The organism is Sanguibacter hominis ATCC BAA-789, assembly GCF_012396185.1.
Lineage (GTDB): Bacteria > Actinomycetota > Actinomycetes > Actinomycetales > Cellulomonadaceae > Flavimobilis > Flavimobilis hominis.
On the sequence record NZ_JAAXOW010000004.1, the window covers coordinates 181,574 to 203,577 of the forward strand.

The 22,004-nt window shown below is 72.2% G+C and carries 19 protein-coding genes; 16 read left to right on the plus strand and 3 right to left on the minus strand.

The window, feature by feature from the left end; translation table 11 throughout:
• The first annotated feature begins 86 nt into the window (after window positions 1-86).
• The 4 genes from HF995_RS12220 (at window position 87) to HF995_RS12235 (ending at window position 4,432) form a co-directional block, all read left to right on the plus strand.
• Window positions 87-686: a hypothetical protein gene (locus tag HF995_RS12220; RefSeq protein WP_168448082.1), complete on the plus strand. Its 600-nt coding sequence runs from the start codon at window positions 87-89 to the stop codon at window positions 684-686.
• A gap of 120 nt (window positions 687-806) precedes the next feature.
• On the plus strand, window positions 807-989 hold the full coding sequence (locus HF995_RS12225) for a hypothetical protein (RefSeq protein ID WP_168448083.1): 183 nt from the start codon (window positions 807-809) through the stop codon (window positions 987-989).
• Window positions 990-1,334: 345 nt separating this feature from the next.
• Window positions 1,335-2,996: a NucA/NucB deoxyribonuclease domain-containing protein gene (locus HF995_RS12230; protein WP_168448084.1), complete on the plus strand. Its 1,662-nt coding sequence runs from the start codon at window positions 1,335-1,337 to the stop codon at window positions 2,994-2,996.
• 740 nt (window positions 2,997-3,736) lie between these two features.
• Window positions 3,737-4,432, plus strand: a complete 696-nt coding sequence (locus HF995_RS12235) for an endonuclease/exonuclease/phosphatase family protein (RefSeq protein ID WP_168448085.1) — start codon at window positions 3,737-3,739, stop codon at window positions 4,430-4,432.
• A 19-nt stretch (window positions 4,433-4,451) separates the two neighbouring features.
• Here HF995_RS12235 and HF995_RS12240 read toward each other — a convergent pair whose 3' ends face one another.
• Both HF995_RS12240 and HF995_RS12245 read right to left on the minus strand, forming a co-directional pair.
• On the minus strand, window positions 4,452-6,056 hold the full coding sequence (locus HF995_RS12240) for a sensor histidine kinase (protein WP_350308882.1): 1,605 nt from the start codon (window positions 6,054-6,056) through the stop codon (window positions 4,452-4,454).
• Complete coding sequence (locus tag HF995_RS12245; RefSeq protein WP_168448086.1) at window positions 6,053-6,796, minus strand: response regulator transcription factor; 744 nt, start codon at window positions 6,794-6,796, stop codon at window positions 6,053-6,055. The genes HF995_RS12240 and HF995_RS12245 overlap by 4 nt, the downstream gene beginning before the upstream one ends.
• 155 nt (window positions 6,797-6,951) lie before the next feature.
• Here HF995_RS12245 and HF995_RS14175 point away from each other — a divergent pair, with 155 nt between their 5' ends.
• Window positions 6,952-8,013 (plus strand): phosphatase PAP2 family protein, encoded by a 1,062-nt coding sequence (locus HF995_RS14175; RefSeq protein WP_350308883.1) that lies wholly within the window; start codon window positions 6,952-6,954, stop codon window positions 8,011-8,013.
• 24 nt (window positions 8,014-8,037) lie between these two features.
• Here the strand turns inward: HF995_RS14175 and HF995_RS12255 are convergent, their stop codons facing one another.
• The gene (locus tag HF995_RS12255) at window positions 8,038-8,730 is read right to left on the minus strand and encodes a DUF1275 family protein (protein WP_350308884.1); all 693 of its coding nucleotides are present in this window, start codon (window positions 8,728-8,730) and stop codon (window positions 8,038-8,040) included.
• A 94-nt stretch (window positions 8,731-8,824) separates the two neighbouring features.
• Here HF995_RS12255 and HF995_RS12260 point away from each other — a divergent pair, with 94 nt between their 5' ends.
• From HF995_RS12260 to HF995_RS12310, 11 genes are all read left to right on the plus strand, one after another.
• On the plus strand, window positions 8,825-9,898 hold the full coding sequence (locus HF995_RS12260) for an acetamidase/formamidase family protein (protein ID WP_168448088.1): 1,074 nt from the start codon (window positions 8,825-8,827) through the stop codon (window positions 9,896-9,898).
• A complete protein-coding gene (locus tag HF995_RS12265) occupies window positions 9,895-11,520 on the plus strand; it encodes an AtzH-like domain-containing protein (RefSeq protein ID WP_168448089.1) in 1,626 nt (541 codons plus the stop codon). The genes HF995_RS12260 and HF995_RS12265 overlap by 4 nt, the downstream gene beginning before the upstream one ends.
• Window positions 11,521-11,603: 83 nt before the next feature.
• Window positions 11,604-12,140, plus strand: a complete 537-nt coding sequence (uraD, locus tag HF995_RS12270) for a 2-oxo-4-hydroxy-4-carboxy-5-ureidoimidazoline decarboxylase (RefSeq protein ID WP_168448090.1) — start codon at window positions 11,604-11,606, stop codon at window positions 12,138-12,140.
• Window positions 12,137-12,457 (plus strand): hydroxyisourate hydrolase, encoded by a 321-nt coding sequence (locus tag HF995_RS12275; RefSeq protein ID WP_168448091.1) that lies wholly within the window; start codon window positions 12,137-12,139, stop codon window positions 12,455-12,457. The genes uraD and HF995_RS12275 overlap by 4 nt, the downstream gene beginning before the upstream one ends.
• A 1-nt stretch (window position 12,458) precedes the next feature.
• Window positions 12,459-13,364, plus strand: a complete 906-nt coding sequence (pucL, locus tag HF995_RS12280) for a factor-independent urate hydroxylase (RefSeq protein ID WP_168448092.1) — start codon at window positions 12,459-12,461, stop codon at window positions 13,362-13,364.
• A 10-nt stretch (window positions 13,365-13,374) separates the two neighbouring features.
• Window positions 13,375-14,787 (plus strand): allantoinase AllB, encoded by a 1,413-nt coding sequence (gene allB, locus HF995_RS12285; RefSeq protein WP_168448093.1) that lies wholly within the window; start codon window positions 13,375-13,377, stop codon window positions 14,785-14,787.
• A gap of 50 nt (window positions 14,788-14,837) precedes the next feature.
• Window positions 14,838-16,055, plus strand: coding sequence for a pyridoxal-phosphate-dependent aminotransferase family protein (locus tag HF995_RS12290; RefSeq protein ID WP_286189606.1), 1,218 nt, complete (start codon window positions 14,838-14,840; stop codon window positions 16,053-16,055).
• Complete coding sequence (locus HF995_RS12295) at window positions 16,052-17,314, plus strand: allantoate amidohydrolase (protein ID WP_168448094.1); 1,263 nt, start codon at window positions 16,052-16,054, stop codon at window positions 17,312-17,314. Before HF995_RS12290 ends, HF995_RS12295 begins: the two co-directional genes overlap by 4 nt.
• Window positions 17,311-18,192, plus strand: coding sequence for a MurR/RpiR family transcriptional regulator (locus HF995_RS12300; protein WP_168448095.1), 882 nt, complete (start codon window positions 17,311-17,313; stop codon window positions 18,190-18,192). The genes HF995_RS12295 and HF995_RS12300 overlap by 4 nt, the downstream gene beginning before the upstream one ends.
• Window positions 18,183-19,031, plus strand: coding sequence for an FAD binding domain-containing protein (locus tag HF995_RS12305; protein WP_168448096.1), 849 nt, complete (start codon window positions 18,183-18,185; stop codon window positions 19,029-19,031). Before HF995_RS12300 ends, HF995_RS12305 begins: the two co-directional genes overlap by 10 nt.
• Window positions 19,028-21,811, plus strand: a complete 2,784-nt coding sequence (locus HF995_RS12310) for a molybdopterin-dependent oxidoreductase (RefSeq protein ID WP_168448097.1) — start codon at window positions 19,028-19,030, stop codon at window positions 21,809-21,811. The genes HF995_RS12305 and HF995_RS12310 overlap by 4 nt, the downstream gene beginning before the upstream one ends.
• Window positions 21,812-22,004: the final 193 nt, after the last annotated feature.

Below are 22,004 nucleotides of genomic sequence, written 5' to 3' on the forward strand. Positions count from 1 at the left end.
TCATGGCGACGAGGTCTCTCAAGTTTGGCGGCGTCTCCCATCGTGGGTATCTGTGAGATTGGATGACGAGAATGTTGGAAAGTGGCGTGCCTGGGTGGATCGAGCGCCTTGATACGGCGCTCCGCAACGTGCAAGACGAACATATTTGTTACTTCCCCGCTCCGGCGCCAGGGATTCCTTTAAGTCAGGCGCCGTGGCCCGCGATTCCGGCCGTCTGGCTCAGGGACATGCAGTCCTGGTGGGACTGGGCGGCCTCCTTCGATCTGGGCGAAGAGGTAGCGCGAAACCTGCTCTACCTGCCCTTAGGGGGCGTGGCGCTGCCCGCGGAGTACGCAGCCGGGCACGCCGATTGGTATTGCATGATTGCGGCCCAGACGCAGCCCGCGGAGACTGCGGACTCGTTCTGGAGTCCGTCGTGGGTGCCGCTCATCGGATCGAACAGCGTGGCCTGGGCTGTCGATGTGGCAGACGAGCGGGCTCCTGTGATCTTCGCGCCTCTGGATGGAGGCTCATCCAAGGTGGTCGGTTGCGGAGGCGTCCGGTGGTTGGCGGACACGTTGAGCGAGCTGCTCGAGCACGGATTCTTCCGCCGGAACTATGACCGGGGTGCGCCGTGGGACCGATCGGGGCTGCCGCTGCCCGAGTCTCTTCGGGAGTTGCACGTGTTCACGGAGCCCGGATACTAGGGTCGCGCGACGCAGCGCGCTCAGGGGTATCGCCGCCCGTCGTTGGGAGTCCCTCGGGCGGTGGCCGCGACGGCAACGGGCGGTGCTGCGCGCCCCGGACGTGCCGCATAGCCTCGCGGTGTGGACCTGCGCGTGATGACGTACAACATCAAGAGCCTCGAGCTCGACGGCGCTGCCGCGCGCCGTGTCGTGCGCGCACAGCTTCGCGCGCTTCGTCGAGACGAGCGTGCAAGTTCACGAGCAGGCGAAACACCGACCAAACGGCGCTGGGATGGCCACGACCATGAGCCGGTTCGAACGTGAGTGTGGATCTCCGGAGTCCTAGCCAGTCAACACGTCCGGGGCGTGTCGAGATGGAGGCTCGCTTCAACACCGGCGGCATCGCACGCTGCCAGGACGCTGTATGCACCCTCGGATGAAGAGCTTGGCATTGACCTGAGAAGCAAGAGTGGACAGGATATCAGTGGTGCGTCCTGGCGGATCTCCACCACAAAGAAGCCGGAGATCTGCTACGGGTCATGCTTCACTGAGCATGTTCGGCTCGCATGAGGCCAAGAGGGTGAGGCGTTTGCCCTCATGGGTCGGCTGGGTCGCTCAGGAGGCATACGTGAACACGGAAAAATCCTAGGCGCTAATGCAGGGGGAAACATGCGCATTCGTTCGAGAGTTCTTGCCGCGATCGTCGCCACGAGTCTCATGTCCGTTGTATCGCCAGCCCCGAGTCCTGCTTCTGCAGAGGAGTCCTCTGGGCTGACTCTGAGCCGCTCCGAGAGTGGTGGCATCATCGTTTCCGTCAATGATGCGTCTTTCCTTTCGGCGCTCAACAAGATTCCACAGAACAGCCGCGAGATCTACGCCGAGTACTCCTACATCGATCCATCTGGACCGTGGAGTCTCCCTCACGACCCGGAAAGCGTCACGGTCGCCGGTCAATCCAATCCGCTCCCGGCAGAATTCCAACTTAATGCCAGCGCGCCCCCGCGGACTACGCACATGCGCGTAAGGCTCAAGAATGGCTGGACGGGAGCCGAACTTAGTAGCGCATTGACTCAGATCTACAAGCCGCACCCGGTCCTGCCCATTGCGATGAATGCGAAGGAATGGTACACTAAGGGAAGTTATGTGCAGTTTCAAGTACGGATCGAACGGGACGAGCGGAGGTGGCTTCCGGGCCAGGTCTGCGAATCGGGCTGTAATATAGAACTGTGGGGCGTCTATCCGTCCGGCGAAAAGCGTCTCATTAAGAGTAGTGCCGAATCTGAAATTCGTGGCTACTTTTCAATCGGTGAGTTTGAGCGCGTCATGCCGGCATTATCGAACCTCCACGCGGCTCGGCGAGAGTTCGGTCAGTCGTACGCTGTTCCGGGGAAGAATGACCAGGTGTCGAACGGCGTGAACCTTGCCCTCTCGGCGGCACTCCTCGCCGAGTCTTCCCTCACTCCAGAGGAAATCTGCCTCCCGCTCAATAATCTGCGGACCCCGAGCGACGGCTCGACGACGGAGGCCTATCTGACGTGCACCACTCTTGGGCAGGCCGGCATCACGACGTCGTTCGTACGTTCAATCGCGGCGACGTACGGTTTGTCTGTAGTGTCAGCTCTCATCGCGAACGCCCTGTATCCGTCAGATCAGGCCGCAACTGATCCTGCACGACCTGTTCCGCCGCCGAATCCCGTCGACCCTCCCGGTGAGACGCCGGAGATAGTGGGCGATCCCTATTTTGTGTGGATCGATCGTATCCAGACTCGGCTTCTCGCTTCAGACGCCACGCGCACGCTGGGAGAGGGGGAAGCCCGCACTCTCGCTCGGCAGTGCTATAAGACGGCCGCTTACCTGTTTACCAGCGGCGGGAGGCCTCACCCATGCGAGTCGCGGGCAATATTCATGCCGGGGTCGAACATTCTTGGCGCAGCCAAGCATAAGCACCGAGCTATCGTCCAACACCCTGAATGGATCCAACTCACCCGAGGATATCGTCCCGAGTCCAAGGAGCGTTGGTATGCCAATGAGGCAGAGTGCGTGGGAAGCAGTCCGGCCACGCCCTGCGATGAGTATCCATACAGATCAACACAACAGGGAGGGCCTGCCGTTCCTTTCGGGAAAGCGCGTGCTTCGCTGCGAATTATCGATCGATCCAGCAATTCTGCCGAGGGCGCGTTTCTGAGCTCCTTCTGGGCTCGATGCAATGTAGACAATGGGGAGATGTTCCTTGTTGTGCCTACGGTAGTCGACGCGGTCCAGCCTGACGGCGAGGAGCTTGAATCGAACTTGTCGGCACCCCCAACCATAGGCTTCTGTGAGGTAGGGTGACGAGCGTGTCGAAAAGTGCACTGCCGCAGTGGGTCGAGCGCCTTGATACGGCGCTCCGCGACGTTCAAGGTGACCGTATCTACTACGAACCGGCTGCCTCGCCGGGTATTCCCTTGAGCCTGGCGCCTTGGCCTGCGATTCCGCCCGTCTGGCTCAGGGACATGCGGTCCTGGTGGGAATGGGCAGCCTCTTTTGATCTGGGCGATGGGACGGTGCGAAACCTGCACTTCCTGCCTCTAGGTGGTTTTGCGTTACCCGCAGGGGATGCGGCCGAGTATGCCCGCTGGTATTGCACTATTGCGGCCCAAACGCAGCCCGCGGAGACTGCGGACTCGTTCTGGAGTCCGTCGTGGGTGCCGCTCATCGGATCGAACAGCGTGGCCTGGGCTGTCGATGTGGCAGACGACCGGGCTCCTGTGATCTTCGCGCCTCTGGTCGGAGGCTCATCCAAGGTGGTCGGTTGCGGAGGCGTCCGGTGGTTGGCGGACACGTTGAGCGAGCTGCTCGAGCACGGATTCTTCCGCCGGAACTATGACCGGGGTGCGCCGTGGGACCGATCGGGGCTGCCGCTGCCCGAGTCTCTTCGGGAGTTGCACGTGTTCACGGAGCCCGGATACTAGGGTCGCGCGACGCAGCGCGCTCAGGGGTATCGCCGCCCGTCGTTGGGAGTCCCTCGGGCGGTGGCCGCGACGGCAACGGGCGGTGCTGCGCGCCCCGGACGTGCCGCATAGCCTCGCGGTGTGGACCTGCGCGTGATGACGTACAACATCAAGAGCCTCGAGCTCGACGGCGCTGCCGCGCGCCGTGTCGTGCGCGCGCAGCGTCCGGACGTCCTGCTGCTGCAGGAGGCGCCCCGGTGGGTACGGGGTCGACGCCGCACGCGCAGCTTCGCGCGGGACGTCGGCATGGTCGTCGTCGCGGGTGGCATCGCGGGACGGGGTGCGGCGATCGCCGTCGCCCCGCATCTCGTGCCTCAGGTCGTCGAAGGGCGTGGCGTGGCGTTCGAGCCGCGGACCGTGCGCTTCCGTGAGGGCTTCCCGACGCCGCGCGGTTACGCGCTCGCCCGTCTCGCCCGCGGCGACGGTCGCGGCGGGGCCCTCACGTTCGTGTCGGTGCACCTGTCTGCGCAGCGCCCGCAGCGTGCACGGCACGTCCCCGTGTACGTGGAGCTGGTGGCTCGCGAGGCGCCCGACCTGGTGCTCGGCGGCGACCTCAACGAGAACCCGCGCGGGCCGAGCGTCCTCGCCCTCCAGCCGCCGCTGCGCGACGCCGACGCCGACCAGGCGCACACCGAGCCCGTGGACGTGCCACGCACCAGGCTCGACGGGTTCCTCGTCGGCAGCACCGTCACGGTCCACGGGGTCACCGTGCCGGACGGGCCCGACGTCCTCGTCGGCAGCGACCACCGTCCCGCCGTGCTCGACATGAGCTGGTAGGGCCGCAGTACGGGCCCCGTCAGGCCGGGCGAGGCAGGTGGACGCGGAACGTCGTCGCGCCGGGAGTGGTAGTGACGCTGAGCTCGCCGCCGTGCGCGGCGACGATCGCGTGCGCGATCGCGAGCCCGAGACCGGTCGATCCTGCCTCGCGACCACGCGCCGAGTCGCCACGGGTGAAGCGGTCGAACAGGAGCGGCAGCAGGTCCGGGGCGATGCCGGGCCCGTCGTCGGACACGTCGACGTCGACGCCTCCGTCAGCAGCTGCGCGCAGCCGGAGGGTCACGCTCGTCCCCGGCGGGGTGTGCACGCGCGCGTTCGACAGCAGGTTGACGAGCACCTGGCGCAGGCGCGCGTCGTCGCCCGTCACCTCGAAGGATGTCGTGTCCTCGTCCTCGGCGGGCAGGTCGAGCCGCCAGACGTGGTCCGGACCGGCAGCGTGCGCGTCCGCCAGGCACTCGACCGCGAGCGGCAGCAGGTCGACCGCCTCGCGCTCGAGCGGCCGGCCGGCGTCGAGCCGCGCGAGCAGCAGGAGGTCCTCGACGAGCCCGGACATCCGCACCGACTCGGACTCGATCCGGGCGAGTGCCTGGGAGGTGGCCGTGGGCACCTGGTCGTCGGAGCGGCGCACGAGCTCCGCGTACCCGCGGATCGAGGCGAGCGGGGTCCGCAGCTCGTGGGAGGCGTCCGCGACGAACTGGCGGACCTGCGTCTCCGAGGTGAAGCGCGCGGAGAGCGCCTTCTCGACGTGGTCGATCATCCGGTTGAGCGCGGCCCCGACGCGACCGACCTCGGTGCGCGTGTCGTCGTCGTCGACCCGCTCGGGGAGGTTGACCGCACCCTCGTGCAGAGGAAGGCGCGCGATGCGCGTCGCAGTCTGCGTGACGTGCGCGAGCGGGCGCAGCGCACGCCGCACGAGGATGCTCGCGGCGATCGCCGCGAGCACGCCCGCTGCGACGCCGATGCCGATCTCGACCGTGAGGTACCTCGTCAACGTTGCCGTCGTGCCGTCGAGCGACAGGCCCGTGACCTGGACCGACGACGGCGTTGTCGCGGTCGCGCCGCCACGCTCGACCGCGACCACCCGGTAGGAGCCCAGCCCGGGCAGGTCGACCGTCTGTGGAGTGCCGTCAGGCTCGACCGACGCGAGGATCGCGAGCTGGTCCGCTGTGAGGTCTTGCACGGTGCCGTCATCGTCGAGATATCCCTGCTCGCGCACCTCACCCTCCTGGAGGCGCAGCCCCAGAGTCCCTGTGGACTGGCCCGGCACCGCGAGGAACGGTGGGCGTCCGTCGGCGACGGGCGGCGCAGTGGTGCCCGGCGCCGTCGTCGACGGATCGGTCACGTCCGGAAGCGACGGGACGTCGCCAGGGACGGGGAAGACCGGTGCGCTCCCGTCTGGCGCACGGCCCGCGCGCATCGACGCGGCACCGAGCGAGCCGTCGATCCGTTCGACGAGGCTCGCGCGCAGTGCGAGCGTCGAGACGGTGGCGAGAGCGAGGCACACGCCCGCGAGGAGCGCGACGACCGTGACGACGAGGCGGCGCTGCAGCGACCACGCCCGACGACGCGGTGCGCGCCCCGCAGCGCGCGCGACCGGAGCGCCGGCACCGGGTCCGGCCGTCACACGACGTCCACGCCAGGCTTGAGCACGTAGCCCACCCCGCGCAACGTGTGGATCATGGGCTCGCGGCCAGCATCGATCTTCTTGCGCAGATACGAGATGTACAGCTCGACGATGTTCGCCTGCCCACCGAAGTCGTAGCTCCACACCCGGTCGAGGATCTGCGCCTTCGACACGACCCGACGGGCGTTGCGCATGAGGAACCGCAGCAGCTCGAACTCGGTCGCCGTGAGGTGCACCGGCGTGCCCGCCCGCACGACGTCGTGGGCGTCCTCGTCGAGCACGAGGTCGCCGACGACGAGAACCGCCTCCTCGCGCTCCTGCCGTGCGCCCGCGCGGCGCAGCAGGACGCGGAGCCGCGCGACGACCTCCTCGAGAGAGAAGGGCTTCGTCACGTAGTCGTCGCCCCCCGCCGTCAGTCCCGCGACGCGGTCCTCGACCGCGTCCTTCGCCGTGAGGAACAGGACAGGCGCGTGGCAGCCACGCTCCCGGATGCGGCGCAGGACCGCGAGGCCGTCGAGGTCGGGAAGCATCATGTCGAGCACGACGACGTCGGGATCGTGGGTGCGTGCGACGTCGACTGCGGACCGGCCGTCGTGCGCGGTACGCACGTCCCAGCCCTCGTAGCGCAGGGCGGTCGCGACGAGCTCTGCGAGGTTGGGCTCGTCATCGACGACGAGTGCGCGGATCGGCTGTCCGTCCGGGCGGGTGAACTCCGAACGGTCGACAGTGGGCGGGCTCATGGGACGAGCGTGCCCCGCCGCCCTGCGAACCACGTCAGGGGCTCCTGTGCGTCACCTGTGAGGCTGCTGTCCCCAGCGGACACTCTGGGCGAAACGACGCGACGCCCCGACCGGGTCTGCGCGAGATCCACACACCGACGCCCTACGGTGGACGGGTGAGTCTTCCGCCGACCCGCCCGCACGAGCAGCAGCGCCCCGATGCCCCGACCGTGTCGATCGCACGAGTCGAGCCGCGGACGCCAGCTCTCGGCACCCCCGCGCTCGGGACGCCCGCCGCTGCCCCCGGGGGCTCGCACGCGCCCGCGCACGCGCGACCCGCAGGCGACACGACGGCGTCGACCCGCACCGTCGTCGACGCGACGGAAGCGCGTGTCGCACCGCGCGTCGTCGGCCTTCTCGTCGCCCTCCTCGGCGTGGTCGCGCTCGCGTACGTGACCCGGCTGGCCCTCGGGACCGTCTGGGGGCAGGAGCTCGACGAGAGCGCGCTCGCGGGCACGTCGTTCGGCAAGGGCACGCTGTGGAAGGTCGGCGAGCCCGTGCTCGACGTCGTCTCCAACTCGTTCGTCGTCCTCGCCCTCGGCGGGGCGATCCTCATCTCCCTCCTGCGTCGCCGTTGGGGCCTCGCGGCCCAGGTCGTGGTCCTCGTCGCGGGAGCGAACCTCACGACGCAGATCCTCAAGCACCAGGTGCTCGAGCGTGGGCACCTCGGCGTGCTGACCGAGCGTCCGGGCAACTCGCTCCCGTCCGGGCACACGACGGTCGCGGCGTCGGTGTCGATCGCGCTGCTGCTCGTCGTGCCGCGCAGGATGCGGCCCGCGGTCGCGCTGCTCGGCGCCGTGTACACGGCGCTCACGGGAGTCTCGACGCTCGTGGGGGGCTGGCACCGGCCGTCCGACGTTGTCGCGGCGCTCCTCGTCGTCCTCGTGTGGACGGCGCTCGTGCTCGCGCTCACCCCGTCGACAGGTATCGACCGGAAGGCGAAGCACACGTCCGTCGGGACGACCGTCGCGACGACCCTCCTCGCGATCGGCACGGCCGTCGCGGGAGTGCTCGCGGCCGGTCTGCTGACCGGCGCGGTCAGCCTGTTCGCAGACCGGGGCCAGGAGGTCGTCGACTACGTGGGGACGGCGTTCGCCGTCGTCGCGACGACGGGACTCGTCTTCATGGTCAGCCTGCTGCTGCGCCAGTCCACGGCCCGGGGCCGCGCGGAGTACTGACCACCGGGCACCCCGGGGCCGCGCTCAGCGGTGGTGGCGTTCGTGCACCGCGCCCACCGCGGCGACGGCCAGCGTCACGAAGGCCGACGCCGCAAGACCCGCCGCGAGGTCGATCCGCAGCAGCAGCGCACCCGCACCAGCCCCGGCAAGGATGAGCACGACCGCGAGGAAGCGGCGCCCGCTCCCGCTGCCCGCGGCGCGCGCCGCACCCGAACCGAGCACGGAGTCCGCAGCCAGGCCCGTGATCGTCGACGTCACGACGACCGTCGTCACGTCCTTGACCGCGATGACGCGGGCGACCGCCGCCTGCAACCCCATGACGGCGCCGAGGACGCACGTCACGCTCACCGCGAGCACGTGCGGAAGCTCGGGGACGAGCAGCACGGTCTGCGCGAGCGCCGCCATGACACCACCGACCACGCCGAGCAGCGCCGTCGACCGGCTGCTCCAGCCGCCACGGCCGCGCAGCGCCCGCCCCGCCACCGCAGCCCCCGCCATGAACCCGCCGAGGGCGACGACCGGGCCGAGCACGGGCAGCCCGTCGGCACCCATGAGGCCCATGCCGAGGATGACGACGTTGCCCGTCATGTTGCCGGTGAACACACGGTCGAGGCCGAGGTAGCCGACCGCGTCGATGATGCCGGTCGAGAAGGTCAGGATGAGCATGAGCGCCAGGTGCATCCGGTCGGACGCGACGCCGCGAATTCGGTCGATCACGTGGACCATTGTGCGGGGCCGTCCGCTCAGCCTTGTGACACGTTCGTTTCATGGCGGAAAACTGCTGTTCGCAGCGTCCTCCTACCGTGGCGGCATGTCACACGAGATCTTGCACCGGGGAGCGGGCCCGACGACGTCGCCCACCTATCTGCCTGCCGAGCTCGACACCGTGCTGTGGGGACGCCTCCCGTGCGCCGCTGACGCGCCGGTCCTGACGATCGACCCGGGCACCGCGGTCACGTTCGACACGATCAGCCACGAGGGGATCCTCGAGGACCAGGGCCGCGACCCGCGCGCCTTCTTCGGGGGCCACGGCGTGGACGGCGACCACGTGCTCGACGATGCGGTCGAGCTCGCGGGGTCCGACCATCCCCGCACGTGGGGGGTCGACGGGCCGCACGTCGTGACGGGCCCCGTCCGCGTCGCCGGAGCGCGTCGCGGCGACCTCCTCGCGATGACGCTCGTCGACGCGACGCCGCGCGTCCCGTACGGCGTCATCTCGAACCGGCACGGCAAGGGCGCGCTGCCCGGGGAGATGCCCGCGGACGGGGAGACGTTCTCGGCGTTCGCCGCGGTCGACGAGGCCGGCACGCACGGCCTGCTGCCGCTCGTCCCGGGCGGTGACCGGCACGTGCGGTTCCCGCTCGCGCCGTTCCTCGGGATCATGGGCGTCGCGGTCGACGACGACGCACGCCCCCACTCGGTCCCCCCGGGCGCGCACGGCGGCAACATCGACATCAAGCTCCTGACGGCAGGCAGCACGCTGTACCTGCCGATCCAGGTCGACGGCGCGCTCGCGTACGTGGGCGACCCGCACTTCGCGCAGGGGGACGGCGAGGTCGCGCTCACGGCGATGGAGGCGTCGCTGCGCGCGACCGTCCGGTTCGACGTCGTGGCGCGCGAGGACGCGGTCGCGCAGTTCGGCGACCTCGTCGGGCCGCTCGCACGCACGAGCGAGCACCTCGTGCCGACGGGCATGGACGAGGACCTCGACACGGCGGTCGCGAACTGCGTGCGGGCGGCGCTCGCGCTGCTCGAGGCGCGGTACGGCATGGACCGGCGGATGGCGTACGCCTACCTGAGCGCTGCGACGGACTTCGACATCTCGCAGGTCGTCGACGTGGTCAAGGGCGTGCACGCGCGCATCCGTCTGGCGGACTTCGCATGAGCGCGGACCTGCTCACGGCGGCCGTCCTGCACGCAGACGGCGAGGTTCCCGACGGCCTGCTCGAGGCGTTCTGGGCGTACGAGCGCGCCCTCGGCACGGACGACGTCGCGGAGCTCGACCGGCTCTTCGCGGCGGGCCCGCACACGCTCCGGGGCGACGCTGCGGGCCTCCTCGTGGGGCACGCGCAGATCGCCGCGTTCCGGTCCTCGCGCGGGGGAGCGCCGAGCCGCACGGTCCTCGCGGTGCACGTCCGGACGATCACGCCCGACGACGCTCTCGTCGTCGCCGTGACCGCGCTCGCCCGCGGAGGACGGGGGCGGCAGACGCAGCTCTGGCACCGCGGGTCCGACGGATGGGCCGTGCGCGCGGCCGACGTGACCGTCCCGGCGCCGCGCGTGGACGGGCGGGTGTGGCGCGTCGTCGGCGAGCCCCTCGTCCCGGGAGCGCGCCCGGAGGCGCACGCCCAGCGCGGGCACGGCGCCGCTCCGGGGGCCCCGCGCCCGCTCGCAGGCGAGACCGTCGCCGTGAAGGACCTCTTCGCGGTCGCCGGCCAGCGCATCGGCGCAGGCAACCCTGCCTGGCTCGCGGGAGCGCCCGTCGAGACGCAGCACGCCTGGGCGGTCGCGGCGCTCGTCGACGCGGGTGCCGACGTCGTCGGCATCGCGCGCACCGACGAGCTCGCGTACTCCCTCGCCGGGACCAACGCGCACCACGGCACCCCGCCCAACCCCGCCGCTCCGGGAAGAGTCCCCGGCGGCTCGACATCCGGCCCGGCGTCGGCCGTGAGCCTCGGGCACGCGAGCATCGCGCTCGGCACCGACACGGGCGGCTCGGTCCGCGTCCCCGCCGCCTACCAGGGCCTGTGGGGGCTGCGCACGACCCACGGCGCCGTCCCGCGCGACGGCCTCGTGCCGCTCGCCCCCTCGTTCGACACGGTCGGCTGTCTCGCCCGCACACCCGAGGTGCTCGCGCGGGCGACGCACGTGCTCCTCCCCGGCACCTCCGTCCCGTCGGACGGCGCGAGCCGCGCAGCCGACGTCGTCGTGCTGCCCGCGCTCGTCGCGCACGCAGACCCGGACGTCGCGGACGCGATCCGCGCGTTCTCCGCACTGCAGGGCTGGGAGACCGCAGAGATCCTCGCCTGCGTCGACCTGCCGGCCTGGCGCACCGCGTTCCAGACCGTCCAAGCCTGGGAGGCGTGGCGCGCGCACGGCGCATGGCTCGAGGAGGTCGGCCTCGACGTCCTCGGCGCGGACGTGCGCGGCCGCTTCGCGCACGCCGCGACCGTGACCGACGACGCCGCCCGCAGTGCACGTGACGTCGTCGACCAGGTCCGCGAGACGGTCCGCGCCGACCTCGGCGACGCGATCGTCGCGCTGCCCGCCGCCTCGTCCGTCGCGCCCGCCCTCGCGGGCGGTACCGCCGACGTCGCCACCGTCGACGCGGCCCGGCAGCGGACGATGGAGCTGACCTGCATCGCCGGGATCGCAGGCCTGCCCGCGCTGACCGTCCCCCTGCGCACCGCCGCAGGACTGCCGTGCGGAGTGAGCCTCCTCAGCGCCCCGGGGCGCGACGCCGACCTGCTCGCCGTTGCCGTCACCCTCGCCGCCCGGCACGGCTGACACAGGTTTTACCTCATCGAAACAGGCGTTGCAGCCCGCTTAACATCCGCTCCGTACCGTCGAGGGCGGAGAGGAGGTGACGCATGAACGTCACCGAGTTCAACGCCCTGAGCAGGGACGACGCGATCAACGCGCTCGTCGCGTGCGCCGCCGTGCCCGCCTGGGCCGCCCAGGTCGCCGACGGGCGGCCCTACCCCGACGCGCAGTCGCTGCTCGTCCACGCCGACCGCCTCGCGGCCACCTGGACCGACGCCGAGGTCGACGCCGCGCTCGCGGACCACCCCCGCCTCGGCGAGAACCACGCGGGGACGGGAGCGAGCGCCGAGGCGTCCGCCCGCGAGCAGGCCGCCCTGCGCGCGAGCGCCGACCCGGGCGAGCGTCTCGCCGCGGGCAACCGCCTGTACGAGCAGCGCTTCGGCCGCGTCTACCTCGTCCGCGCCGCAGGCCGCACCGCCCCCGAGATCCTCGCCCTCCTCGACGAGCGGCTCGGCAACGACCCCGCGACCGAGCTGCGCGTCGTCGCGCGCGAGCTCCGCGAGATCTGCGCACTGCGCCTCGCCGGTCTCCTCGACCACGCGCCGACCAGCGCAACCCTCGACCCGACGGGCGGACCCGCATGACCACGTTCTCCTCGCACGTCCTCGACGCCGCCCGCGGCGGCCCCGCCATCGGCGTCCACCTCGAGCTGCGCGACGCCGCAGGCAGCGTCGTCGCGAGCGCCCGCACCGACGGTGACGGCCGCTTCCGGCTCGACGGCGAGATCGCCGGCGGCCCTCACGACCTCGTCATCGCTGCAGGCGACTACCTCGCTGCGGTCGACACCCCGACGTTCCTCACGCGCGTCGTCCTCGGCTTCGAGGTCGACCCCGCCCAGGACCACTACCACGTGGCTCTCCTCCTGAGCCCGTTCGCCTGCACCGCCTACCGAGGGAGCTGACATGACCACCGCCTCCGACATCGTCCTGGGAGCCAACCAGTACGGGAAGGGCGAGGTTCGCCTCGTGCGCGTCACCCGGGACTCCGCGACGCACCAGATCGAGGACCTCAACGTCACGACGCAGCTCCTCGGCGACTTCACCGACTGCCACGCGACCGGCGACAACGCCAAGGTCGTCGCGACCGACACGCAGAAGAACACGGTGTACGCGTTCGCCCGCGAGCACGGCATCGGCACCCCGGAGGAGTTCCTGCTGCGGCTCAGCAAGCACTTCACCGGGAGCTTCGAGTGGGTCACCGGCGCGGTGCTGTCGGCCGAGTCGTACGCGTGGGACCGGATCGCGGTCGACGGCGTCGGCCACGACCACGCGTTCGCCCGGGCGGGCGGCGAGGTGCGCCGCACGACCGTCATCACGGAGGGCGACGAGACGGTCGTCGTCTCGGGCTTCACCGACGCGACCGTGCTGAAGTCGACCGGCTCCGAGTTCCACGGCTTCCCGCGCGATCGCTACACGACCCTCACCGAGACGGACGACCGCATCCTGGCGACGTCGGTCACGGCCTGGTGGCGCTACGCGAGCACCGACGTCGACTTCGACAAGACGTACGACGCCGTGCGCCGGCTCATGCTCGAGACGTTCGCGACGCAGCACTCGCTGTCGCTCCAGCAGACCATCTTCGAGATGGGCAGCGCCGTGCTCGAGGTGTTCGACGAGATCGTCGAGGTACGCCTCTCGTGCCCGAACAAGCACCACTTCCTCGTCGACCTCGAGCCGTTCGGGCTCGACAACCCGGGCGAGGTCTTCTTCGCCGCCGACCGCCCGTACGGGCTCATCCAGGCGACGGTCGAGCGTTCGGGCGGCACGCGTCGCCCCGACGTCTGGGCCGCCGTCGCCGGGTTCTGCTGAGGACGGCGCGATGACTCCCGACGTGCGGACGGCCCCGGTGCAGGCACCCGCGCCTGCGCCCGGCCCGGTCGGCCTGCTGCGCGCCCGCCAGGTGCTCGTCGACGGCGCGCTCCGGCCGGCGACGCTCGTCCTCGCCGAGGGCCGGGTCGCGGCCATCGCACCGTACGACGCCGCCCCGGACGACGCCGCACCCGGGGACACGTGGACCGTGCCGGACGGGCACGTCGTCCTGCCTGGCCTCGTCGACACGCACGTGCACGTCAACGAGCCCGGCCGCACCTCCTGGGAGGGCTTCGCGTCCGCGACGCGCGCCGCGGCACGCGGCGGCGTCACGACGGTCGTCGACATGCCGCTCAACTCGGTCCCGCCCACGACGACCGTCGCGGGCCTCGAGGCGAAGCGCGCGGCGGCGACCGCTGCGGGGCTCGCGGTCGACGTCGCCCTGTGGGGCGGCGCCGTCCCCGGCAACGTGCGCGAGCTCGCGGGCCTGTGGGACGCGGGCGTCATGGGTTTCAAGTGCTTCCTCTCACCCTCGGGGGTGCCCGAGTTCGGGCACCTCGAGGACGACGCGGCGCTCGACGAGCACCTGCGCGAGATCGCCCGGCTGGACGCGCTCATGGTGGTCCACGCGGAGGACCCGGCCGAGCTCGAGGCCGCCGCCCACGGGCCGAGCCGCTCCTACCAGGACTTTCTCGCGTCACGCCCCGACTCCGCCGAGACCGCAGCGATCGCGCGGCTGATCGACTCCGTCCGGCGCACGGGCGCCCGCACGCACCTCCTGCACCTGTCGAGCGCCCGCGCGCTCGACCTCCTCGCGGATGCCCGCGCGGAGGGCCTGCCGCTCACCGTCGAGACGTGCCACCACTACCTGTGCTTCGCCGCCGAGTCCATCCCGGACGCGGCGCCGCAGCTCAAGTGCTGCCCGCCGATCCGCTCCGAGGCCAACCGCGACCTGCTGTGGGAGGCGCTCGCCGACGGCGTGATCGACTGCGTCGTCTCCGACCACTCGCCCTCGACCGCCGAGGAGAAGCAGCGCGGCGACGGCGACCTGCAGGCCGCGTGGGGCGGTATCTCCGGCCTCGAGGTCGGGTTCGTCGCCCTCGCCGACGAGGCCCGACGCCGCGGCGTCTCCCTCGCGGACGTCTCACGCTGGACGTCGGCCGCGACCGCGCGGCTCGTCGGCCTCGACGTGCGCGGCAGCCGTCCGGCCAAGGGCGGGATCGCCGTCGGCTCCGCCGCGGACCTCCTCGTCTACGACCCGCACGCGCGCGTCGTCGTCGACCAAGAGCTCCTCGCGCACCGCAACCCGATCTCTGCGTACCACGGTCGCCAGATCCGTGGCGCCGTCACGACGACCGTCCTCGGCGGGCGCGTCCTCGACCTCGAGGCGCCCGCGGGAGGCGCGCTCCTGACGCGGCCCTGACCCTCCCGACCCTCGTCGCCCGACCCGCACCCGAACCCCGAAGGACCACGATGTCGAGCCAGATCGCACCACCGCCCCGCCTGCTCATGGGCCCGGGCCCGGTCAACGCGGACCCGCGGGTGCTGCGCGCGATGTCCGCCCAGCTCGTCGGTCAGTACGACCCGGTCATGACCGGCTACATGACCGAGACGATGGGTCTCCTGCGCGGCGTGCTCCGCACGGACAACGAGCAGACGCTCCTCGTCGACGGTACCTCCCGCGCGGGCATCGAGGCGGCGCTCGTGTCGCTCGTCGAGCCGGGCGACCGCGTGCTCGTCCCCGTGTTCGGGAGGTTCGGGCACCTCCTCGTCGAGATCGCCGAGCGGTGCGGTGCCGAGGTGCACACGATCCAGCGGCCCTGGGGAGAGGTGTTCGAGGCCGAGGAGATCGAGGCCGCCGTCGAGCGCGTACGGCCGTCCGTCGTCGCGATCGTCCACGGCGACACGTCGACGACGCTCGCCCAGCCGCTCGACGGGCTCGGCGAGATCTGCCGACGCCACGACGCGATCCTCTACGTCGACGCGACCGCGTCCCTCGGCGGCAACGACCTCGCGACCGACGACCTGGCGCTCGACGTCGTCACCGCCGGCCTGCAGAAGTGCCTCGGCGGGCCGTCCGGCAGCGCGCCCGTCACGCTCTCCCCGCGCGCCGTCGACCGGATCGTCGCCCGGCGCCACACCGAGGCCGGCATCCGCGACGCCGACGAGCAGGACGCGGCCGGCCGCCGCATCGCGTCGAACTACCTCGACCTCGCGCAGATCATGGACTACTGGGGGCCGCGCCGGCTCAACCACCACACCGAGGCCACCACGATGCTCTACGGCGCCCGCGAGTGCGCCCGCCTCCTCGTCGAGGAGGGCATGGACGCCGCCGTCGAGCGCCACCGCCTGCACGGCGCGGCCATGGCCGCGGGCGTCGCGGGCCTCGGCCTCGAGGTCTACGGCGACCAGCGGCACAAGATGAACAACGTCGTCGGCGTCGTCATCCCTGACGGTGTGGTCGGCGACGCGGTCCGCAGCGAGATGCTCGCCGACTACGGCATCGAGATCGGCACGTCCTTCGGGCCGCTGCACGGCCGCGTGTGGCGCATCGGCACGATGGGCTACAACGCTCGCAAGGACGCCGTGCTCACGACGCTCGCCGCGTTCGAGCAGGTGCTGCGGCGCGCGGGCGTGCGTGTCCCGGCGGGCGGCGGCGTCGACGGAGCCCAGGCGGTGTACGCCTCATGACGGCCACCACGCTCAGCCCTCTCGTCACGGACATCCTCGCGCGCTGCGACGAGCTCGCCGCGATCTCCGCGCGTCCCGACCGCCTCGAGCGCCTCCACCTCACTCCCGAGCACGCCCGCGCGCACGACCTCGTCGAGCAGTGGATGCAGGCCGCCGGCATGCGCACGTGGCAGGACGCGGCAGGCAACCGCTGGGGCCGCGTCGAGGGGGCGACGCCCGGCCTGCCCGCGCTCGTCCTCGGCTCCCACACCGACACCGTCCCCGACGCGGGCCGCTACGACGGCATGCTCGGCGTGGTCCTCGCGATCGCCGTCGTGTCCCAGGTCGCCGACCTGCTCGCGGACGCGCCGTTCGCGATCGAGGTCGTCGCCTTCAGCGACGAGGAAGGCACCCGGTTCGCGACGCCGCTCCTCGGCTCCCGCGCCGTCGCCGGCCTGTGGGACCCGGTGCTCCTCGACGTGACCGACGCCGACGGCGTCAGCCTGTGGGGCGCCCTCGAGGCGTTCGGCCTCGACCCCGAACGCGTCGGCGAGGCCGCCCGGCTCCCCGCGGAGATCGTCGGCTACCTCGAGACGCACATCGAGCAGGGCCCCGAGCTCGAGGCAGCCGACCGGTCGCTCGCCGTCGTCTCGTCGATCGCCGGCGCCCGACGCTTCGCGATCACCGTCGCGGGCGAGGCCCGGCACGCGGGCGGCACGCCGTACCCGCGGCGGCGCGACGCGCTCGCCGGCGCGAGCGAGATCGTCGTCGCGATCGAGGCCGCCGCCCGCCCGACCGCCTGCCTCGCCACCGTCGGCCGCCTCACGGTCGAGCCAGGCGCCGTCAACGTCATCGCAGGCCGTGCCGAGCTCACGCTCGACCTGCGCGCCGAGAGCGACACCGAGCGCGACGCGATGTACGAGCGCCTCCTCGACGAGATGCACGCCGTGTGCGCGCGCCGCGGCCTCGCCCTCGACGTCCGCGAGACGCACTCCGCGCCGTCGACCCCGTGCGCCCCCTGGCTGCAGGACGCCGTCGCGGACGGCGTGCGCGCCTCGGGAGACCCCGACCCGACCGTCATGTGGAGCCGTGCAGGCCATGACGGCATGGCGGTCGCTGCGGTCGCCGACGTCGGCATGCTGTTCCTGCGCTGCCACGACGGCATCAGCCACCACCGCGACGAGGACGTCCGCGCGGTCGACGTCGCCCGCGCCCTCGAGGCGTTCGAGGCGGCGGTCCGCTCGTGCGCCGACCGCGTCGCCGGGAGCCAGGCACGATGACCGTCCGCCCGGCCGACGCCGCGCACCGCACCGTCGTCGACGTCCCCCCGGCCACCCGCATCGAAGCCCGCATCGAGGCCGCGATGAGCGAGCTGTCCCGCCAGGAGCGGCGCGCCGCCGAGACCCTGCTCGAGCACCTCGGCGACCTCGCCACCTACCGTGCGAGCGAGCTCGCCAGGCTCGCGGACGTCTCCAAGGCGACGATGAGCCGGCTGTTCCGCAGCCTCGGCTTCGCCGACTTCGAAGAGGTGCGCGAGCACCTGCGCGACCTGCGCTCCGCAGGAGAGCCTCGCCACGTCGAGGCGCCGTCGTCCCTCGTCGCGCGCGCCCACGCGGAGGCGGAGGTGGTCCGTGAGGCGCTCGCCGTGCTCGACGACGCCGTCGTCGCCGACGTCCAGGACCACCTCGTCGCCGCGCGGCGCGTGCTCGTGCTCGGCTGGCGCAACAGCTACCCCGTCGCGCTGCACCTGCGCGAGCAGCTCCTGCAGGCGCGCAGCCTGGTCGTCGTCGCACCGACGCCCGGGCAGGTCGTCGGCGAGGAGCTCGTCGACCTCGGTCCGGACGACGTCGTCGTCGCGGTCGGCTTCCGGCGCCGTCCCACGGTCTTCGGGCCGGCCGTCGCCGCAGCCGCCGCGACCGGCGCCTACGTCGTGCTGCTCTCCGACCCGTCAGGGCACCGGCACGCCGCGTCCGCCCACGCGTGGCTGAGCTGCCCCGTCGCGTCGGGGCTCGCGTTCGACAGCTACGCGGCGCCCATGGCTGTCGCGGCGGTCCTCGCCGACGGCGTCCTGGGACGCACGGGGCCCGCCGGTCGCGAGCGCACGAGCCGCATCTCGCACAGCTTCGAGACCTTGCAGGAGGTCGAGCGATGGATCTGACCACCGTCACCAGCTACCGGCGCGCCCGGACCGTCGACGACCTCGAGCTCGGCCCCGGCGAGGCCTTCGTCGCGGGCGGCACCTGGCTCTTCTCCCAGCCGCAGCCCGGCGTGACGGGGCTCGTCGACCTGACCAGCCTCGGGTGGGAGGACTGGGAGGTGCTGCCCGACGGCGACCTGCGCATCGCCGCGACCTGCACCGTCGAGCGCCTCCAGCAGGTCCCGGCAGGCGTCGTCGGCCCCGCGCACGCGCTCGTGCGGTCGTGCGTGGACGCGTTCCTCATGTCGTTCAAGGTCCAGACCGCAGCGACCGTCGGGGGCAACGTCGCCATGGCGCTCCCGGCCGGTGCGATGATCTCGCTCCTGGCCGCCCTCGACGCGACCGCCGTCGTGTGGGGGCCGGGCGGCCCGCGGCGCGAGGCGGTCGCCTCACTCGTGCGCGGGGTCCGCGAGACGAGCCTCGAGCCCGGAGAGGTGCTGCGCGCGATCGACGTGCCGCGCCGCGCGCTCGCAGGCCGCCATGCGATGCGCAAGATCGCCCTGACGAGGCTCGGGCGCTCGTCGTGCGTCGTCGTCGGCCGCGTCGATCTCGACGGCACCGCGACCGTGACCGTCAGCGCGGCCACGCCGCGCCCCGCCGTCCTGCGGTTCCCGACGCTCCCGACATCCGCCGACCTGCGCGACGCCGTCGCGCACCTCGGTACGGACGTCGGCTGGTACGCCGACGCGCACGGCCCCGCGGACTGGCGCGCCGCGATGGCCGCCGAGCTGGCCGAGCAGGTGCGGGCCGAGCTCGCGACACCCGAGCAGGAGCAGCCTGCCGGACAGGAGGACCGATGAGCATCACGATCGACGGCCGCACCGCGGCGAACGAGCCCGCCCCCGGCCAGTGCCTGCGCACGTTCTTGCGCGACGAGGGCACGCTCGGCGTGAAGAAGGGCTGCGACGCGGGCGACTGCGGCGCGTGCACCGTCATGCTCGACGGCGCCCCCGTGCACTCGTGCCTCACCCCCGCCCACCGCGCCGAGGGTCGCGAGGTCACGACCGTCTCAGGCCTCGGCACGCCCGAGACGCTCGGCGCCGTCCAGCAGCGGTTCGTCGACGCGGCCGGGTTCCAGTGCGGCTTCTGCACCGCCGGCTACGTCGTCACCGCGACAGCGCTCGCCAACGAGGACGGCAACCTTCCACCCATGACGGACACCGAGCTCGAGCGCACGTTCAAGGGGAACCTGTGCCGGTGCACCGGGTACCGCTCGGTGCGCGACGCGCTCGCCGGGACGTGCAACGTCGACCGGGCGGCGCACAGCAGCGCAGGCGACGCCCCGCACGGACGCTCCCTCGCCGCGCCAGCGGGCCCGCGGATCGTCACGGGGACCGAGGAGTTCACGCTCGACCAGCCGACCGTCGGGGTGCTCCACCTCGCGGTGCTGCGCAGCCCGCACGCGCACGCCCGCATCACCGCGATCGACGCGACGCGTGCCCGCTCCCTCCCCGGTGTGCGGCTGGTGCTCACGCACGAGGACGTGCCCGACGTCCTGTACTCGACCGGCCGCCACGAGTCGCGTCTCGACGATCCGGACGACACCCGCATGCTCGACCGTGTGGTCCGCTTCCGCGGGCAGCGCGTCGCGGCGGTCGTCGCGGAGTCGGTGCGGATCGCGCACGCGGCGATCGAGCTGATCGACGTGACGTACGAGGTGCTCGCGCACGTCGTCGACCCCGAGGAGGCGCGTCAGCCGGGCGCGCCGCTCGTGCACGGCGACAAGGACCCGGACGCGAGCCGCATCGCCGAGCCGGGGCGCAACGTCGTCGCGCAGACGCACGGCGAGGTGGGCGACGTCGCGGCGGGCCTCGCCGAGGCGGACGTCGTCGTGACGGGCACGTGGCGCACCGCTCGCGTCACGCACGCGAGCCTCGAGACGCACGGCGCGCGCGCGTGGGTCGACTCGGCGGGGAGGCTCGTCGTGCGCAGCTCGACGCAGGTGCCGTTCCTCGTGCGCGACGAGCTCGCGCACGTCCTGGGTCTCGACCCCGAGCGGGTCCGCGTCTTCACCGCGCGCGTCGGCGGCGGGTTCGGCGGCAAGCAGGAGCTGCTCGTCGAGGACCTCGTGAGCCTCGCCGCCCTGCGGCTCAGCGAGCCCGTGCAGTGGGAGCTGACGCGCGAGGAGCAGTTCGCGGCCGTGCCGCTGCGGCACCCGATGCGTGTCTCGGTGACGCTCGGTGCGCGCTCGGACGGGACGCTCACGGCGATGCAGGTCGACGTGCTGTCCGACACGGGCGCGTACGGCAACCACGGGCCCGGCGTGCTGTTCCACGGCTGCCACGAGTCGGTCGCGACGTACCGCTGCGCCAACAAGCGCGTCGACGCCGAGGCCGTCTACACGCACAACCCGCCGTCGGGTGCGTTCCGCGGGTACGGGCTCGGCCAGGTGGTGTTCGGCATCGAGTCGGCGATGGACGAGCTCGCCCAGCGGCTCGGCATGTCGCCGTTCGACCTGCGGCGGCGCAACGTCGTCGTGCCTGGTGACGACTTCGTCGTCAACGGACCGCCCGGCGGCGACCTGGCGTTCGGGTCGTACGGCCTCGACCAGTGCCTCGACCTCGTCGAGGCAGACCTCGCCGCGGCGGTCGCGCGCGGGGTCGACGCCGACGTGCCCGCGGGCTGGCGCGTCGCGGACGGCATGGCGGCTGCGATGATCGCGACGATCCCGCCGCGCGGCCACCACTCGCACGCCGCAGTCACGATGGGGCCCGACGGGACGGTGACCGTCGCGGTGGGGACGGCGGAGTTCGGCAACGGCACCGCGACCGTGCACACGCAGCTCGCCGCGACCGAGCTCGGCGTCCCTGCGGACCGGGTGCGCCTGCAGACGGCGGACACGGACACGTCCGGCTACGACACGGGTGCGTACGGCTCGACGGGGTCGGTCGTCGCCGGCGGCGCCGTCGTGAACGCCGCGCGGGCGCTGCGCGACGCGCTCGTGGCGCGCGCCGAGGAGCGCGTCCTCGCCCCGGTCGGGGCCGTCGTCGGGACGAGCGCGGGGGTCCGGGTCGCTGAGACGCCGCGAGAGGCGGGTCGCGTCGTCGCCGACGGCGTCCTCGTCGCCGGGGTCCTCGTGCCGTGGTCGGTGCTGCTCGACGAGCCGATGACGTGCGAGGGCGAGCATCACGGCTCGCCGCGCTCGGTCGCGTTCAACGTGCAGGGCGTGCGGGTCGCCGTCGACCCTGCGACGGGAGAGGTGCGGGTGCTGCACGCGGTCCAGGCGGTCGACGCGGGCGTCGTCGTGAACCCGGAGCAGCTGCGGGGGCAGGTCGAGGGAGGGTTCGCGCAAGGGCTCGGTGGCGCGTTGTACGAGGAGGTCATGCTCGACGACGGCGCCGTCACCACCCGGACGTTCCGCGACTACCGGGTGCCGCAGATGGCGGACGTCCCTCCGATCACCGTCCTGTTCGCCGACACCTGCGACGCGATCGGGCCGCGCGGCGCGAAGTCCATGAGCGAAGCGCCGTACAACCCGGTCGCCCCGGCGGTCGCGAACGCGATCGCTCGGGCGATCGGCGTGCGTCCGCACGAGCTCCCGATGTCCCGGGACCGCGTCTGGCGGCTCGCGAACGCCTGACCACGGCGTGGCTTCGGCCGGTCCCGGCGCGGCTTCGGCTGGCGGGTTTCGGCTGCCGTGCCCTTCGCCGAGGTAGGCCTCTGCGCGCGAGGTAGGTGTGTGGGCGCGAGGTAGGGGGTTGCAGGGCCCTGTCTCGCGTGGGCGCCCCTACCTCGGCGGCCGGTTCGGGCTCGGCTCTGGCTGGCGGGTCCCG